We start from the raw sequence: 15,276 nt of genomic DNA on the forward strand, positions 1-15,276 counted from the left end.
CGGGGGATCAGACGTCGCGGCCCTTCATGCCCTCCTGGGCGGGGTCGACGCCCCAGGAGATGATCCGCCGGGGGTAGATGCGGATGATCTCCCGGCTGAAGTACGGGGAGGGCGGGTCGTGGTCCTCGACGGCCTCGGCCTCGCCGCGGATCTCCACGCCCCTGACCCGCCAGGGATCGGTGGAGGCGACGTCGTCCACCACGAAGGCCACCTGCGGGTTGGTCCGGACGTTGTGGAACTTCCTGGTGGTGCCCATCGCACGGCCGTAGATGTCGATGACGCCCGTCTCGGTGTCGACGCGGAACCCGGTCGGGCTGTTCTGCAGGGAGCCGCCGGGGCCCGTCGTGGCCAGGCGGCCCAGGCGCTGCTCTCCGAGGTAGGCGAGTTCCGCCTTCGTGAATGTCATGCTCCCTCTCTTTCCGCCTCCGTGAATGTCATGCCCTCACCCTGCAACCTCAATATTGATTGAGGTCAAGTTAGACTGACGCATGCCCAACAATCCGGAGATGACCGTCGGCCAGCTCTCCTCGCGCAGCGGGGTCGCGGTCTCCGCCCTCCACTTCTACGAGGCCAAGGGCCTGATCCGCAGCCGCCGCACCGCGGGCAACCAGCGTCGTTTCCCTCGCGACACACTCCGCAGGATCGCCTTCATCAGGGTCTCCCAGCGGGTCGGGATCCCGCTCAAGACGATCCAGGAGGCGCTGTCCGCCCTCCCCGACGAACGCACCCCCACCAGGGACGACTGGGCGAGACTCTCGACGATGTGGCAGTACGAGCTCGACGACCGCATCAAGCAGCTCGAACGGCTCCGGCACGGCCTGACCGACTGCATCGCCTGCGGCTGCCTCTCGCTGGACCGCTGCGCGCTGGCCAACCCCGACGACGTGGCCGCCGCGAGGGGGCCCGGCTCGCGGCTGATGCTCCCTCCCCGGCGGGACTGCGCTCCCTGCGAGGCGGGATAGGCCGCGGCGCGGGCCGGTCTCCGGGTCGGTCGCCGGGTCGGTCTCCGGGCCGGTCTTCGGGTCGTCCACGGCGCCACCCAGGGGAGGTTCGCCGTGATTCGCGGCAGGTTTGTTAGTTGTCTATTCAAACTATTGACGACCCGGGGTCCGGCATGTGAACCTCTGGGCGTTCATGCACGCGCATCATGGGCGGTCGAAGGTCAGGGTCCCGTCGCCTGATCGTGCATGGCGGTTTGTCCGTTGCATTGCGAAGGGAAGCCGTACATGCGAAGAAGGCTGTTCAGCATGCTCGCCGCCGTGGCGGTGGCGTGCGCGTCGGTCGGCGCGGCCGTCGGGGGCGCGAGCGCCCAGGCGTCCGCGTCCGGTGCCGGGACCGCGGTGACCGGGACCGGTTCGGTGACCGGGACCGGGACGACCGGGACCGGTTCGGTGGCCGCCGCCGAGTCGTACGAGTGGAAGAACGTCAGGATCGACGGCGGCGGGTTCGTGCCGGGGATCATCTTCAACCAGAAGGAACAGAACCTGATATACGCCCGCACCGACATTGGCGGCGCGTATCGCTGGGAGCAGTCGAGCAAGAGCTGGATCCCGCTGCTCGACTGGGTGGGCTGGGACAAGTGGGGATACAACGGCGTGGTCAGCCTGGCCACCGACCCGGTGGAGACCAACCGGGTCTACGTCGCCGCCGGGATGTACACCAACAGCTGGGACCCCAACAACGGGGCCATCCTGCGCTCCGCCGACAAGGGCGCGACCTGGCAGGCCACGCCGCTGCCGTTCAAGCTCGGCGGCAACATGCCCGGCCGGGGGATGGGGGAGCGGCTCGCCGTCGACCCCAACAGGAACAGCGTCGTCTACTTCGGCGCGCCCGAAGGCAACGGCCTGTGGCGCAGCACCGACAAGGGCGTGACCTGGGCCAAGGTCACGAGCTTCCCCAACCCGGGGAACTACGCAGACAACCCCTCCGACCCCAACGGCTACACCAGCCACCGTCCGGGCGTGGTCTGGGTGACCTTCGACCCCAGCTCGGCGACCGCCGGCAACACCACGCAGAAGATCTACGTGGGCGTCGCCGACAAGCAGAACACCGTCTACAGCTCCTCGGACGGCGGGACCACCTGGAGCAGGGTCGCCGGGCAGCCCACCGGCTACATCGCGCACAAGGGCGTGCTCGACCACGTCAACCACACCCTCTACATCGCGACCAGCGACACCGCGGGCCCCTACGACGGCGCCAAGGGCGACGTGTGGAAGCTCAACACCACCACCGGGGCGTGGACCCAGATCAGCCCGGTCCCCTCCAGCTCGGCCGACGACTACTTCGGCTACAGCGGCCTCACGATCGACCGGCAGAACCCCGGAACGATCATGGTCGCCACCCAGATATCCTGGTGGCCGGACGTGATCTTCTTCAGGTCCACCGACTCCGGCGCGACCTGGACACGCATCTGGGACTTCACCTCCTACCCGGAGCGCAGCTTCCGCTACACGATGGACATCTCCTCCGCGCCCTGGCTGACCTTCGGGACCAACCCCCAGCCGCCGGAGGTAACGCCCAAGCTCGGCTGGATGACCGAGTCGCTGGAGATCGACCCGTTCGACGGCAACCGGATGATGTACGGCACCGGCGCCACCGTCTACGGCACCGAGGATCTCAAGAAGTGGGACACCGGCGGCAAGCTCACCATCAAGCCCATGGTCAAGGGGCTTGAGGAGACCGCCGTCCTCGACCTGATCAGCCCGCCGTCCGGTGCCCCGCTGATCAGCGGCCTGGGCGACATCGGCGGCTTCCGGCACACCAACCTCGACGCCGTGCCGCCCATGCTGTTCACCTCGCCGATCTTCACCACGACGACCAGCCTCGACTACGCCGAGACCAACCCGTCCGTCATGGTCCGCGCGGGCAGCTTCACCGACGCCGACCGGCCGAACGACAGCCACGCCGCCTTCTCCACCGACGGCGGCGCCAACTGGTTCCAGGGCACCGAGCCCGGCGGGATCAACGAGGGCGGCACGATCGCCGCGGCGGCCGACGGCTCCCGGTTCGTCTGGGCGCCCAAGGGCGTGGGCGTGCACTACTCGGTCGGCTACGGCAACTCCTGGACCGCCTCCACCGGGCTCCCGACGGGAGCCGTGGTCGAGTCCGACCGGGTGAACTCCAGCAAGTTCTACGGCTTCAGCGCCGGGAGGTTCTACGTCAGCACCAACGGCGGCGCCTCCTTCACGGCCACCGCCGCGACCGGGCTGCCCGCCGAGGGCAACGTCAAGTTCAAGGCCGTACCCGGCCGCGAGGGCGACATCTGGCTGGCCGGGCCCCCCAGTGACACCGGCGCCGCCTCGGGCCTGTGGCACTCCACCAACAGCGGCGCGTCGTTCACCAAGCTGTCCGGCGTCACGAGCGCCGTCAACATCGGCTTCGGCAAGTCCGCCTCCGCCGGGGGCTACCAGGCGCTGTACACCCTCGCCACGATCGGCGGCGTGACCGGCGTCTTCCGCTCCGACGACACCGGCGCGAGCTGGGTCAGGATCAACGACGACAAGCACCAGTACGGCAACGCGGGCGAGGCCCTCACCGGCGACCCGCGCGTCTACGGCCGCGTCTACCTCGGCACCAACGGCCGCGGTGTCGTGTACGCCGACAACGGCGGGACCGTCCCGCCCCCCGACACCGTTCCGCCGACCAGGCCGGGTACTCCGGTGGCGTCGGCGATCACTTCGTCGGGGGCGACGCTGACCTGGACGGCTTCGACGGACGCCGTCGGGGTGAGTGGTTATGACGTCTACCGTGAGGCGGGGGCGACGGATGTGAAGGTGGGTTCGCCGGCCTCGGCGTCGTTCGCGCTGACCGGGTTGACGGCCGACACGTCGTACACCTTCTATGTGGTCGCTCGTGACGCGGCGGGGAACAGTTCCACCGCCTCGGCCCCGGTGACCTTCAGGACCCTCACCGGGACGGTCGACACCGTTCCGCCGACCAGGCCGGGTACTCCGGTGGCGTCGGCGATCACTTCGTCGGGGGCGACGCTGACTTGGACGGCTTCGACGGACGCCGTCGGGGTGAGTGGTTATGACGTCTACCGTGAGGCGGGGGCGACGGATGTGAAGGTGGGTTCGCCGGCCTCGGCGTCGTTCGCGCTGACCGGGTTGACGGCCGACACGTCGTACACCTTCTATGTGGTCGCTCGTGACGCGGCGGGGAACAGTTCCACCGCCTCGGCCCCGGTGACCTTCAGGACCCTCACCGGGCCGGTGAGCGGCGGCTGCACCGCGACCTACGTGGTGTCCAACTCCTGGCCCGGCGGTTTCCAGGGCGAGGTGACCGTAAAGAACACCGGCACCTCGGCGACCACCGGCTGGACCGTCAAGTGGTCGTTCCCGAACGGTCAGACGATCACCCAGCTCTGGGGCGGCGTCCACACCCAGACCGGCGCGGACGTCACCGTGAAGAACGTGAGCTGGAACGGCGTCCTGGCGGCCGGAGCCTCCACGTCGTTCGGTTTCGGCGCCTCCTGGACCGGCACCAACGGCGTTCCCTCCACCGTCACCTGCACCGCCCCCTGACCGCTCTCCATCCGCCCCCTGACCGCTTTCCGCCCGCTCTCTGACCGTTTTCCGGCAGGGGGCGGGCGCCCTCACCCCGGAGGGGTGTCCGGAACGCCGTCCGGTCGTCCCCCGCGCCCCGAACGGGCGCGGGGGACGACCGTGGTGATCTCGTGACATCCCTCCGAAGGACCCCCGGCCCTCCGCCTTGAGGATGATCTGAGGACGTCGGCGAGGCCGGGTCGCCCAGCAGAGCCTATTGTGGAAGAAACCGACTCTGCTGGGGAGAACATGACGATCTCAGATGGGGTGCACGAGCCTCACGGCGCGCCCGGGCGGCCGTCTGAGACGGGCGACGCGGACGCGCTGAAAGACGCCGCGGCCGAGCGGTCCGGCCTGAACGGCTGGCTCGACGGGGTGAGGTCCACCCGTGCGGGCCGCCTCACCCTGAAGATCGTCATTGGTGCCATCGGCGCCGTGCTGGTCATCGGCGGCCTGATCATGGTGCCCTTCCCCGGCCCCGGCTGGCTGGTCGTCTTCGCGGGGCTGGCGGTGCTGGCCACCGAGTTCCACTGGGCCCACCGGGTGCTGGAGTTCGGCAAGCGGACCCTGTCGGCCTGGACGGCCTGGCTGGGCCGCCAGGGCTGGACCGTCAAGATCCTGGTCGTCCTCGCCGCGGCGGCGACCGCCACCGCCATCGTCTACTACGGCCTCAAGCTCAGCTTCGACCTCGACCTGATCGTCGAGGCCCAGAAGCTCCTCGCCCGATAGTCCGATGGCCCGATCCTGATCTCGGTCCCGGCCGCGAGGCCGACCGGCGCCCGCGTGATCCGGTCGAGCCGACAGCCCGTTCCCGGCCCCGATCCTCGGTTTTGATCCTGGTTCTGGCGGCTTCGCCCCGTGCCTCCTGATCCGGGGTGGTTGTCCCCACGTGATGGCAATGGCGACGCTCTGGTCGCCGATGGCGTCGCGTGTCCGGAGGGGAACCGGCGCTCCCCGGAGTTTTACCCAGGTCCGCCCACCTCGTTATCTTTCCCGGATGTGACTCTCCGTAGTGTCTCCACGTCCGATCCGCAGGGACGGATCGGCAGAGACGAATAAGGAGAGTGACGTTCTATGCGCGCCCTGTCCTCGATGTTGGCCCTGGCGGCCGCCGGAGCCGTCGCCCTGACCGGCACCCCCGCCCACGCCGACGACGTCAACCTGGCCGCGAGGGTCCAGCCCGGCGAGGAGGTGTTCCTCACGCCCGAGCTCGTCCCCGCGGCCCAGTACAACGGAAACGTGCTGGTCAAGCTCGACACCAACAGCGTGCCCGTCAAGGTCAAGATCGCTAACTGCCGTGGCAGGTACATCGGGACGGTGCCGATCGCCGCCAACGACCACGCCGCGTACGTCGCCGCCAGCACCTCCCCGCCCGCCCCGTGCATCCGCTACCGGGTGAAGAACATGGGCAACCAGACCGCCGCCATCACGGGCACCGGTTACTACTAGACCGGCTTACTACTAGACCGGCCCGCCGGGGTGCGCGGGACGGGAACGGCTACCGAGGGCGTTCCCGTCCCGCGCGCCCCGGTTTCTCTGTTTCCAGCCACATGTCTCCGGCGACCGCGTGTCCGCCCGGTGGCCCCTCGGTGTCACGGGCGGCCCCGGCCCTCGATCAGGCCGGCGATGCCGTCCAGGATGCGTTCCAGGCCGAAGGTGAGGGCGTGGACGGGGTCGGCGACCGACTGGTAGGCCTCCCCGGCCGCCTGGCCGACGCGGGAGGCGAGGGGGAACCGGGCGGAGTCCACGATCTTGTCGAGGAGCGGGGCGTTGGACAGCCACCACTCGGCGTCGGTCATCCCGCTCTCCTCCTGGATCCGGGCCTGGTTGGCCTTCGCCCTGGCGGTGCTCTCCACGTGGCTGAGGACCAGGGCCAGGACGGAGTCCATCTCGACGTCCGACAGGCCGGTGCCCTCCAGCGGGCGCAGCTCGGCCTCGTACTTGAGTGAGGCGTTCGGCCCCAGCGTGGAGCGGACGTCGATGATCTGCAGCAGCCACGGGTTGCGCCGGTAGAGGTCCCAGTTGCGGGCGGCGACGAACTCCAGCGCCCCCCGCCACCCGCCGGGCTGCCGGGACGGGGCGTCCACGTCGTCGTAGAGCTCCCCGTACGCGGTGTCGATCATGAGATCCACCAGCTCGCCCTTGCCGGGGACGTGGGTGTAGAGGGACATGGTCCCGACCTCCAGCCGCTCTGCGACGTGCCGCATGGAGACCGCGTCGAGCCCTTCGTCGTTGGCCAGCTCGATGGCCGCCAGGACGATCGAGCGCACCGTCAGCCCGGAACGCCCGGGCTTGCTGTGTGATCCCCACAGGAGCGCCAGGCTGCGTGCCGGGTCGGCGTCGGAAGCTTTCTTCGCACTCACGGGAACGGTCTCCAGATTCTCGGCGTCGAGACCACCGTAACCGAGCCGTACGGTGTACGGTACGGTCTACGTTCTGCAGGTGCGTCGATGTCGGGCGAATCGTCCGTAATGGACGCCGGGTGGGAAGACGGGTGTGAAGGGTGCAACGGGTGGATGTGAAGGTGGCCGGGCGGGACGAGGTGGCGATCGCCGCGCACGATCTGCGCAAGAACTACGCGGGGGCCGCCGAGGGGGCGGGCCTCAACGGGTTCGACTTGCGGGTGGCGCCCGGGACGGTCTGCGGCCTGCTCGGGCCCAACGGCGCGGGAAAGACGACGGCGATTCGAATCCTGTCCACGCTCCTGCGCCCCGACTCGGGCCGGGCGAGCGTCGCCGGGTTCGACGTCCGGACACAGGCGCGGCAGGTACGCGAGCGGATCGGGCTGGTCGGCCAGTACGCCGCGGTCGACGAGATCCTCAGCGGGCGGCAGAACCTGGTCATGTTCGGCAGGCTGAACCACCTCTCCGCCGACAGGGCGCGGAGGCGGGCCGACGAACTGCTGGAGCGCTTCTCACTGGCCGACGCCGGAGGCAGGCCGGTCGTCAGGTACTCCGGCGGCATGCGCAGACGGCTCGACCTGGCGGCGAGCCTCATCGTGGCGCCCCCGGTGCTCTTCGTGGACGAGCCCACGACCGGCCTCGACCCGGCCGCCCGCCAGGAGGTGTGGGCGGCCGTCCGTGACCTGGTCGGCTCCGGCACGACCGTGCTGCTCACCACCCAGTACCTGGAGGAGGCGGATCGTCTGGCCGACCGGATCACGATGCTGGGGGCCGGCCGGGTCGTCACCGAGGGCACCCCCGAGGAGCTGAAGTCCGCCATCGGCGGCGACTGGCTCGACCTCGTCCTCGCCGACCAGGCGGACGTGACCGCGACGGAGGCCCTCGCGGCGCGGGTCGCGTCCGGCGAGGTCCACGTGGACGCCGAGGCGCGCCGGGTCAGCGTCCCGGTCGCCGAGCGCACCCGGGCGCTCGTCACGATGGCCACCGCCCTCGGGGACGCCGGGATCGAGCCGCTCGACGTCACACTGCGCCGCCCCACGCTCGACGAGGTGTTCCTGCACCTGACGAGCGGTGAGGAGGGAACCCGGCCCCCGGTCGCCGTCCCCGCCTCCCGCACGGGGGCGTCCGCTTGAGCATCGCCCTCTCCCGTACGGAGGCGTCCGCTTGAACGTCGCCCCCTCCTGTGCGGGCGTGCGCCTGAACGCCGCCCTCTCCCGTACGGGCGCCCGTCCGAGTAGCGCCCCCGTCCCGCGAGAGCACGACGCCCCTGAACCTCGCTGCGGAGGCATCCCCGTGAGTACGACGACCTCGATCCCCGGTGCGGAGGCATCCCCATGAGCACGACGACCCCGGCTCCACCCCCGGCCCCGCAGCTCGCCGGAACTCTGATGTCCCGGTTCGGCTGGGCGCTGGCCGACTCCTGGACCATCACCCTGCGCGACCTGAGCCACTGGGTCCGCCGGCCCGGCCCGGTCATCCTCGGGTGGTTCTTCCCGATCATGATGGTGCTGATGTTCGGCGGTCTGTTCGGCGGCGCCATCGGCGTCCCCGGCGGGGGAGGTTACTTCGACTTCCTGATCCCCGGCATGTTCGCCATGACGGTGCTCTTCGGCCTGGAGAGCACGATGACGGCGGTCACCACCGACGCGGCCAAGGGGGTGACCGACCGGTTCCGGTCGATGCCGATGAGCGCCTCCGCGGTCGTGACGGGCCGGGGGATCGCCGACATGCTCAACTCGGTCGTCGGGCTGGCCGTCATGATCGTGACCGGGCTGCTGCTGGGCTGGCGTGCCGGGGGAGGGGCCTCCGCGGCGCTCACCGCCGTGGGCCTGCTCCTGTTGCTGCGCTTCGCCCTGCTCTGGGTGGGCATCTTCGTCGGACTCGTCGCGGGAGGGCCGGAGGTGGTGACGTCCGTGCAGATCCTGGTCTGGCCCGTCGGCTTCCTGTCCAGCGTGTTCGTCGATCCCGGCACCATGCCCGGCTGGCTCGGGACGATCGCGGAGTGGAACCCGCTCTCGGCCACCGCCACGGCCGCGAGGCGGCTCTTCGACAACCCCGGCTGGGGAGGCGAGTCCTGGGTCGCGCAGAACGCCGTGCTCATGGCGGTGGTCTGGCCGCTGCTGCTGATCGCCGTCTTCCTGCCCCTGTCGGCGCGCACGTTCCGCAGGCTCGGAGGCTGACAGGTGCGTTCGCCGTTCGCCGCTCGCCGTTCGCCGCTCGCCGCTCGCCGCTCGCCGCTCGCCGCTCGCAGGTCTCCGGTTTCCGGTCTCTGGTCCCCGGTCTTCGCGGGGGTGTGTTCCCGCCGGATCACCGGGTTCACATGTTCGCCGCCGCGGGAAGATGCTCCGTGTTTTACATCGTGGTGACGGGATCCGCCGCGGACTGTAACTGGCGGTAGTGAGCCTGGACGCATGAGTGAGACGGAACGGGAACGATCCGCCTCGGGGTGGACGCTCAACAGGGAACTGCTCAACGTCGGCGCGATCATCGTCGCCGCTGGTATAGCCCATCTCGTCATGGGCCTGATAGGACACGAGAAGTACGGGCCGTTCATGCTCCTGCTGCTCGGCGGGGTGCTCGTCGTGACAGCGCTCGGTCACCGGTTCTACGAGCACCGGCGGCACCGCGTCCCCATGGTCATGGAATGCGTGAGGTGCGGAGGCGCGCGGGGAGGAGGCTCCTGATGCGGCGTGAGACGACCTCGGGAAGGCGGAGGGAGATGAAGGCCTCCGCCTGGAGTGCCGACATGCCGATTCGCGGAAGGTCCCGCGCCGCGGGATAGACCAGGAAGCGGGGTTTCCACAGCGGCTGGAACTTCGCGTTGAACCTGTACAGCGACTCGATCTGGAACCACCTGGACAGGAAGACCAGGACGCCGTACCAGGCGCGGAGGATCGGGCCGGCGCCCAGCCGCTCGCCCCTGGCGAGCGCGGCGCGGAACATGGCGAAGTTCAGCGAGACCATGCTCACACCGAGGGACGGGGCCGCCTGCAGGGTCTTGACGATCAGCAGGTCGTTGAGGCCCGGGTCGGCCTCGTGGTCACGACGCATCAGGTCGAGGGAGATGCCGTCCGTCCCCCATGGGACGAAGTGCAGGATGGCGCGGATGTCCCCGCCCGGCCCGGTCCCGCCGTCCACCGCGCCCTCGCCATCCTCACCCCCCGCATCGCCCTCGCCGTCCATCGCGCACTCAGAGTCCTTAGAGCCCTCGGCGCCCTCGGCCTGTGAGGTGCCCTTGGCCTGTGAGGTGCCTTCAGCCTGTGGGAAACCCCCGGCCTTCGAGGTGCTCCCGGCCTTCGAGGTGCCCCCGGCGTGACCGTGCGCCGTGACGACGACGCATCCGGCGTCGGCGGGGTCGCCGAACCGGCCGAGCGCCATGGAGAAGCCCCGCTCGGTGTCCGTGCCGCGCCAGGAGTCGGCGGCGTGCCGGATCCGGTCCTTCTCCTCCTCGGTGAGGTCTCCGACCCGCCGTACGAGACAGGTGTAGCCCGCGCGTTCCACCCGGTTCACCATCTGCCGGACGTTGCGCATCGTCCTGCCTTCGAGGGTGAAGGCGGCCACGTCGACGACGGCCTCGTCGCCGATCTCCAGGGCGGACAGGCGGCCCTCCCTGGTCCATACCTCGCCGCCCGTCTCGCTGCAACCGATCACGGCGGGCACCCAGGCGTGCCGCTCGGCCTCCTCCATGAAGCGTTTGATCGCGCCCGGCCACGCCTCGACGTCCCCGATGGGGTCGCCACTGGCGAGCATGACCCCGGAGACCACGCGGTAGGCGATCACCGCCTTGCCCGTCGGGGAGAACACGACGCTCTTGTCGCGGCGCAGCGCGAAGTAGCCGAGCGAGTCACGGGCACCGTGCCGGGCGAGCAACTCGCGGACCGTCTTCTCCTGCTCGGGGTCCAGCCGGGCGACGGGCCTCTCCGGGCGCAGGACGAGGTAGAGGGTCGTCACCGCGGTGAGCGCGCCGAGACCGAGGAGGGAGTAGTAGACCAGGTCGGCGGTTCGCTCCAAGGAGTACTCGACCGGCCCCTGCACCCCGACGAGGCCGAGCAGCACGTGCTGGAGCCGCTCTCCGGCACTGGGGGCGCCGACGATCATCAGGGGGTGGGCGTTCACCACGACCCAGCCGATGACGATGTCCAGGACGCCCAGGACGAGGAGGTTCCACAGCGCCCGCCAGCGGGTCCGGGGATCGGAGAGGGCGTTGAACTCGTTCCGGTTGATCACGAGCAGGACGACGACCAGCACGCTGAGGACGGCGGTGAAGGGGCGGTGCGAGTGCAGGAGGTCCACGAGGACGCTCAGCGGCAGGAGCACCATCACCGCCCGCCACGCCCGCCTCTTCCTGCGCCGGAGGCCGTGGGCGAGCATGACGACCAGGACGCCCAGGACGAGCGAGACCGCCTGGGCGAGCGAGGTGAACGTTCCGGGCAGGAGCCCGGTGATCTCGCCGACCCGGCTCCTCCTGAACGCCGGAAGCACGGCCCTGATGATGTCCAGGACGCCGATCGCCATCGCCGCGTAACCGGTCGCGGTGGAGACCCAGGAACGGGGTGCCCATGACCGATCCTTCATGGGAGGACATTAATCGGTGATAGGGGCCTTAACGTGACCACACGGCTCGCCAAGGCCGAATCCACTCCGGCGGGCTCCGGTGACTTTGCCTTGAGTGTCGCGAGGCGCGTCGCCAACCCTCCGCGAAAACGGTGGGAGACGGGTTGGAGTCCGCCGCCGTAAAATCGCCGTTCGTTTTCGGTCTGTCCCCCGCGCCGCCCGCGGCCGCGCCCGCCTTCGGTCACGCCACCCGCCCTCGTTCCGCCGCGCCGCCCGTGGCCGCGGCACCGAGACGGCCGCGCCGCTTTCCCCCGGTCCGCCGCGGCCGTTCGCAGCCATACCGTCCCGGGCAACGCCGCTCACCTCCGGCCCGCCGTGCCGCCTTCGGCCACGCCACCCACCTCCGGCCCGCCATCCGCCCGGTCCTTGAGACCTACGGCGATTCGCGACGCCCTACGACGCCTTACGGCGGTCTTGGACGTCCCGCCCCCGTCTCCCGGTGTCGGCGGTCTCCTGTCCCGCCCGCCTTCCGGTGTCCCCTCACCCCGGTCGGCCTCTCTCACACCTCTTCTAACCGATTCGTTCTAGATCAAGATCTTGGGGGCTTTCCGGCTTAGTATTCCGCCGTGCCCGTGACTCCTGGGATTTACCGATTGTTCGGTTGCCTCGCCGTCCTGGCTTCGGTGATCGTGCCGATTCCGGCGGCCGCACACGCCGCCGAGCCGGCAGCCGCCGCGTCCGCCGTTGCGCCCGTGGCCGCGCCCGTCGACATAGTGCTGCCCGGCACCCGGGTCACCGTCCGGGAGGATTCCACGGACGCGCTCAGGGTGACCTCCTACTCCTCCGGCAAGATGAACTACCTGCGCAGGGGGGCCGGTTTCACCCGGCAGGCCGCCTACCAGGAGATCACGGTCGCGCCGAAGGGGAAGCAGGCCCTCGCGGTGCCCACCTCCTACCAGAGCGGCTACGACTCGGTCGTCCTGCTCGACCTGGCGACCTCCAAGGGCACCAGGATCCGTACGGTGAAGAAGCCGCTCGTCGCGCACTACGCCCACTGGAGCCGCAACGGCGGCAAGGCGGTGCTGACCGTCGAGAGGAAGAGCGGATCCGCGTGGGTGACCTCCGGGTTCGTGGTCGTCGACGCGGTCGCGAAGACCGCGAAGACGGTGACCGTGGCCAATGTCGACAAGGCCGCGAGGTTCCGCTGGAGCTCCGACGGCGCCGACATCGTGGCCGAGCACTCGGGCGGCACCCGCTTCTACGGGCAGGACGGCGCGATCCGCCGCACCCTGGTCAAGACCGGCAGGCCCGCCGGTGGGGAGGACGCCTTCACCCCCTCGGGACGGGGCCTGATGACCTGGTGCCCGTCCAGCTACACCGAGCACGTCTGTGTCTGGGACCGGACCTCGGGCAAGCTCGCGGCGAAGGTGCCCGGCATCAAGCCGAAGGCCCTGTGGGGCTGGTGGGACGAGAAGCACTTCATCGCCGTCATCCCCGCCTCCGGCCACTATCAGGTGGTCCTGTCGACCCTCAAGGGCAAGACCACGCGGGTCCTGGCCGCCTTCTCCGCGGACGACTGGTCCAACAAGCTCTATCTCGGCTACACCCGGAAGTGACCCGCGCGTTCCACGGACCTCACCGGGAACCGCGCGGCTCTCACAGATACAGGCCGGTGCCGTTGTCGGTCTGCGGGGTGGCGATGGCGTGCAGGTCGCGCTCGCGCATGACCAGATAGAGCTGGCCGTGGACCTCGACCTCGTACTGGTCCTCGGGGTTGAACAGGACCTTGTCGCCGACCTTGACCGCGCGGGCGTTCTGGCCCGCGCCGCAGACCTCTCCCCAGACGAGGCGGTTGGCCATCTTCACCGTCGCCGGGATGACGATGCCCGCCGTGCTGCGGCGCTCCTCGGACTCCTGCTCGATCTTGACCATGACGCGGTCGTGGAGCATCTGGATCTCGAACTTCGGGTCACCCACAGCATGAAGTTTATGGGAACCGCGGAGCCGTGCCCGCTCGTCGGCGAACCCGGGTGGACCCGGGCGCCGGAAGACCGGGGGACGACATCGGTGATGGGGATTCGTCCGCCGAGTAGGATCCGGCGTTATGACGTCTCCTGAGCTCGTGAGCGGCTTCCTTGACTGGTATCTGGCGGCGAATCCCGCCTACGCCAACCTCGCGGGCGCACAGGGGTACGACAGGACTCTCGGCGACTTCACCGAGTCCGGCATCCTCGCCAGGGAGCGGGAGGCGCGCCGCTGGCTGGAACGGCTCCAGGAGGTCCGGACGCCCGGGAGCGCCGGGGACGTCGAAAGCCCGGGGAGCCCCGGTGGCCCAGGAGTCCCCGTGGAGCCCGAGAGCTTCGAGGACGAGATCGACCGGGAGCTGGTCATGTCCACGCTGCGCGGCGAGATCGCGTACGAGGCGTGGCCCATTTGGCGGCGTGACCCGGGCGCCTACGTGGGGCCGATCTTCTCCTCGATGTTCGGTCCGTTCCTGCAGAGGCTGTCCGGCGAGGCCGAGCTGGTGGACGCGGCCGTCGCGCGGCTGGCCGAGGTGCCGGACGTCATCGCCGCCTGCCGGGCCAACCTCGACCCCGCCCTGGCGGCCCCGCTGCTGGTCGCGCGGGGGCTGGGCCAGTCGCGGACCGCCCGGCGTTTCCTCACCGAGACGGTCCCCGGCCAGGTCGCGGACGAGGCCCTGCGCGCCCGGCTGGCCGCGGCGGCCGAGCCCGCGGCGGCGGCCTTCGACGAGCTGGTGGAGTTCCTGGAGGGCTTCCGGGCGACCGGCACCTGGCGGATGGGGGAGGAGCTCTACTCCACCCTGCTGCGTGAGCGGGAGATGCTCGGCTACGGCGCCGGCGAGCTGCTCAAGCGGGGGCAGGCCGCCTACGACGAGCTGGACGCGCGGATGCGCGAGGTCGCCGCGAGGCTGGACGGCGGATCCGGCGACTGGCACGCGGCCGTCACCGAGCTGCAGGGCGACCACGCGCCGACGCTGGAGGACATGCGGGCCGAGTACGAGGCCGAGACGGAGCGGGCCAGGAGGTTCGTCCGCGAGCGCGGCCTGGTGACCTTCGCGGAGGGCGAGGAGTGCAGGGTCGTCCCGTCGCCGGAGTTCCAGCGGCCCATCGTCGCCGTCGCCTCCTACATGTCGCCCCCGCCCCTGTCGACCTCCAGGATCGGGCACTTCTTCGTCCCGTTCACCCCGTCCTCGTTCACCGACGAGCAGGTCCGCCAGCGGTTGCGTACCAACGCCAGGGCGCAGATGCCCTCCATCGCCGTCCACGAGGCCTACCCGGGCCACCACTGGCACCTGTCGTGGATGGCGGACAACCCCCGGCGGGCCCGCAAGCTGTTCCGCACCCCGTACTTCGCCGAGGGCTGGGGCCTGTACGTCGAGAAGCTCATGCACGAGCAGGGCTACTTCACCACCCCGGCCCAGGAGCTCGCCCACCTCGACTTCCGGCTCTTCCGGGCGGCCCGCATCGTCGTCGACACCTCGCTGCACTGCGGCGACATGACGATCGAGCAGGCCGAGGAGTACATGACCACGAGATCGTCGCTCACCCCCGGCACGGCCAAGGGCGAGGTCGACCGCTACTGCGCGTGGCCCACCCAGGCGCCCTCCTACCTGACCGGTGCCCTGGAGATCGACCGCATCCGCGACGACTACCTGGCCGCGGGCCGTGGCGACCTGCGCGCCTTCCACGACACGCTGGCCGGTTCCGGCGGGCTCCCTCTCGGACTGGCCCGCCGGGTCGCGCTGGAGGGCTGAT

General features: G+C 70.2%; 13 protein-coding genes. 9 read left to right on the top strand and 4 right to left on the bottom strand.

The window, feature by feature from the left end:
• Positions 1-7: 7 nt before the first annotated feature.
• Positions 8-406, bottom strand: coding sequence for a PPOX class F420-dependent oxidoreductase (locus ACFFRH_RS00800; RefSeq protein WP_386153233.1), 399 nt, complete (start codon positions 404-406; stop codon positions 8-10).
• Between the two features lie 82 nt (positions 407-488).
• Here ACFFRH_RS00800 and soxR point away from each other — a divergent pair, with 82 nt between their 5' ends.
• The 4 genes from soxR (at position 489) to ACFFRH_RS00820 (ending at position 5,993) form a co-directional block, all read left to right on the top strand.
• Positions 489-962, top strand: a complete 474-nt coding sequence (gene soxR, locus ACFFRH_RS00805; RefSeq protein WP_386153236.1) for a redox-sensitive transcriptional activator SoxR — start codon at positions 489-491, stop codon at positions 960-962.
• Positions 963-1,226: 264 nt separating this feature from the next.
• Positions 1,227-4,523, top strand: a complete 3,297-nt coding sequence (locus ACFFRH_RS00810) for a cellulose binding domain-containing protein (RefSeq protein ID WP_344748130.1) — start codon at positions 1,227-1,229, stop codon at positions 4,521-4,523.
• A gap of 270 nt (positions 4,524-4,793) precedes the next feature.
• The gene (locus tag ACFFRH_RS00815) at positions 4,794-5,273 is read left to right on the top strand and encodes a TIGR02611 family protein (protein ID WP_344748129.1); all 480 of its coding nucleotides are present in this window, start codon (positions 4,794-4,796) and stop codon (positions 5,271-5,273) included.
• Between the two features lie 345 nt (positions 5,274-5,618).
• Positions 5,619-5,993, top strand: a complete 375-nt coding sequence (locus ACFFRH_RS00820) for a hypothetical protein (protein ID WP_344748128.1) — start codon at positions 5,619-5,621, stop codon at positions 5,991-5,993.
• Between the two features lie 143 nt (positions 5,994-6,136).
• Here the strand turns inward: ACFFRH_RS00820 and ACFFRH_RS00825 are convergent, their stop codons facing one another.
• On the bottom strand, positions 6,137-6,907 hold the full coding sequence (locus ACFFRH_RS00825; protein ID WP_344748127.1) for a TetR/AcrR family transcriptional regulator: 771 nt from the start codon (positions 6,905-6,907) through the stop codon (positions 6,137-6,139).
• A 149-nt stretch (positions 6,908-7,056) separates the two neighbouring features.
• Between ACFFRH_RS00825 and ACFFRH_RS00830 the strand changes: the two genes are divergently transcribed.
• From ACFFRH_RS00830 to ACFFRH_RS00840, 3 genes are all read left to right on the top strand, one after another.
• Positions 7,057-8,079 carry an ATP-binding cassette domain-containing protein gene (locus ACFFRH_RS00830; protein ID WP_344748125.1) on the top strand — a complete coding sequence of 341 codons (1,023 nt, stop codon included), beginning with the start codon at positions 7,057-7,059 and terminating at the stop codon, positions 8,077-8,079.
• A gap of 201 nt (positions 8,080-8,280) precedes the next feature.
• Positions 8,281-9,126 (top strand): ABC transporter permease, encoded by an 846-nt coding sequence (locus ACFFRH_RS00835; protein WP_344748124.1) that lies wholly within the window; start codon positions 8,281-8,283, stop codon positions 9,124-9,126.
• 231 nt (positions 9,127-9,357) lie between these two features.
• Entirely contained in the window at positions 9,358-9,630 is a 273-nt protein-coding gene (locus ACFFRH_RS00840) for a hypothetical protein (RefSeq protein ID WP_344748123.1), read from the top strand.
• On the opposite strand, the gene ACFFRH_RS00845 is transcribed toward ACFFRH_RS00840, so the two are convergent.
• Positions 9,584-11,521: a phosphatidylglycerol lysyltransferase domain-containing protein gene (locus ACFFRH_RS00845; RefSeq protein WP_386153244.1), complete on the bottom strand. Its 1,938-nt coding sequence runs from the start codon at positions 11,519-11,521 to the stop codon at positions 9,584-9,586. The two genes, ACFFRH_RS00840 and ACFFRH_RS00845, sit on opposite strands and share 47 nt — an antisense overlap.
• A gap of 731 nt (positions 11,522-12,252) precedes the next feature.
• Between ACFFRH_RS00845 and ACFFRH_RS00850 the strand changes: the two genes are divergently transcribed.
• On the top strand, positions 12,253-13,116 hold the full coding sequence (locus ACFFRH_RS00850; RefSeq protein ID WP_386153247.1) for a hypothetical protein: 864 nt from the start codon (positions 12,253-12,255) through the stop codon (positions 13,114-13,116).
• Positions 13,117-13,156: 40 nt separating this feature from the next.
• Here the strand turns inward: ACFFRH_RS00850 and ACFFRH_RS00855 are convergent, their stop codons facing one another.
• Positions 13,157-13,477, bottom strand: a complete 321-nt coding sequence (locus ACFFRH_RS00855) for a GroES family chaperonin (RefSeq protein WP_344748144.1) — start codon at positions 13,475-13,477, stop codon at positions 13,157-13,159.
• A 145-nt stretch (positions 13,478-13,622) separates the two neighbouring features.
• Here ACFFRH_RS00855 and ACFFRH_RS00860 point away from each other — a divergent pair, with 145 nt between their 5' ends.
• Positions 13,623-15,275: a DUF885 domain-containing protein gene (locus ACFFRH_RS00860; RefSeq protein WP_386153250.1), complete on the top strand. Its 1,653-nt coding sequence runs from the start codon at positions 13,623-13,625 to the stop codon at positions 15,273-15,275.
• Position 15,276: the final 1 nt, after the last annotated feature.

It is taken from the genome of Streptosporangium vulgare (genome assembly GCF_042428775.1).
GTDB classification, from domain to species: Bacteria; Actinomycetota; Actinomycetes; order Streptosporangiales; family Streptosporangiaceae; genus Streptosporangium; species Streptosporangium vulgare.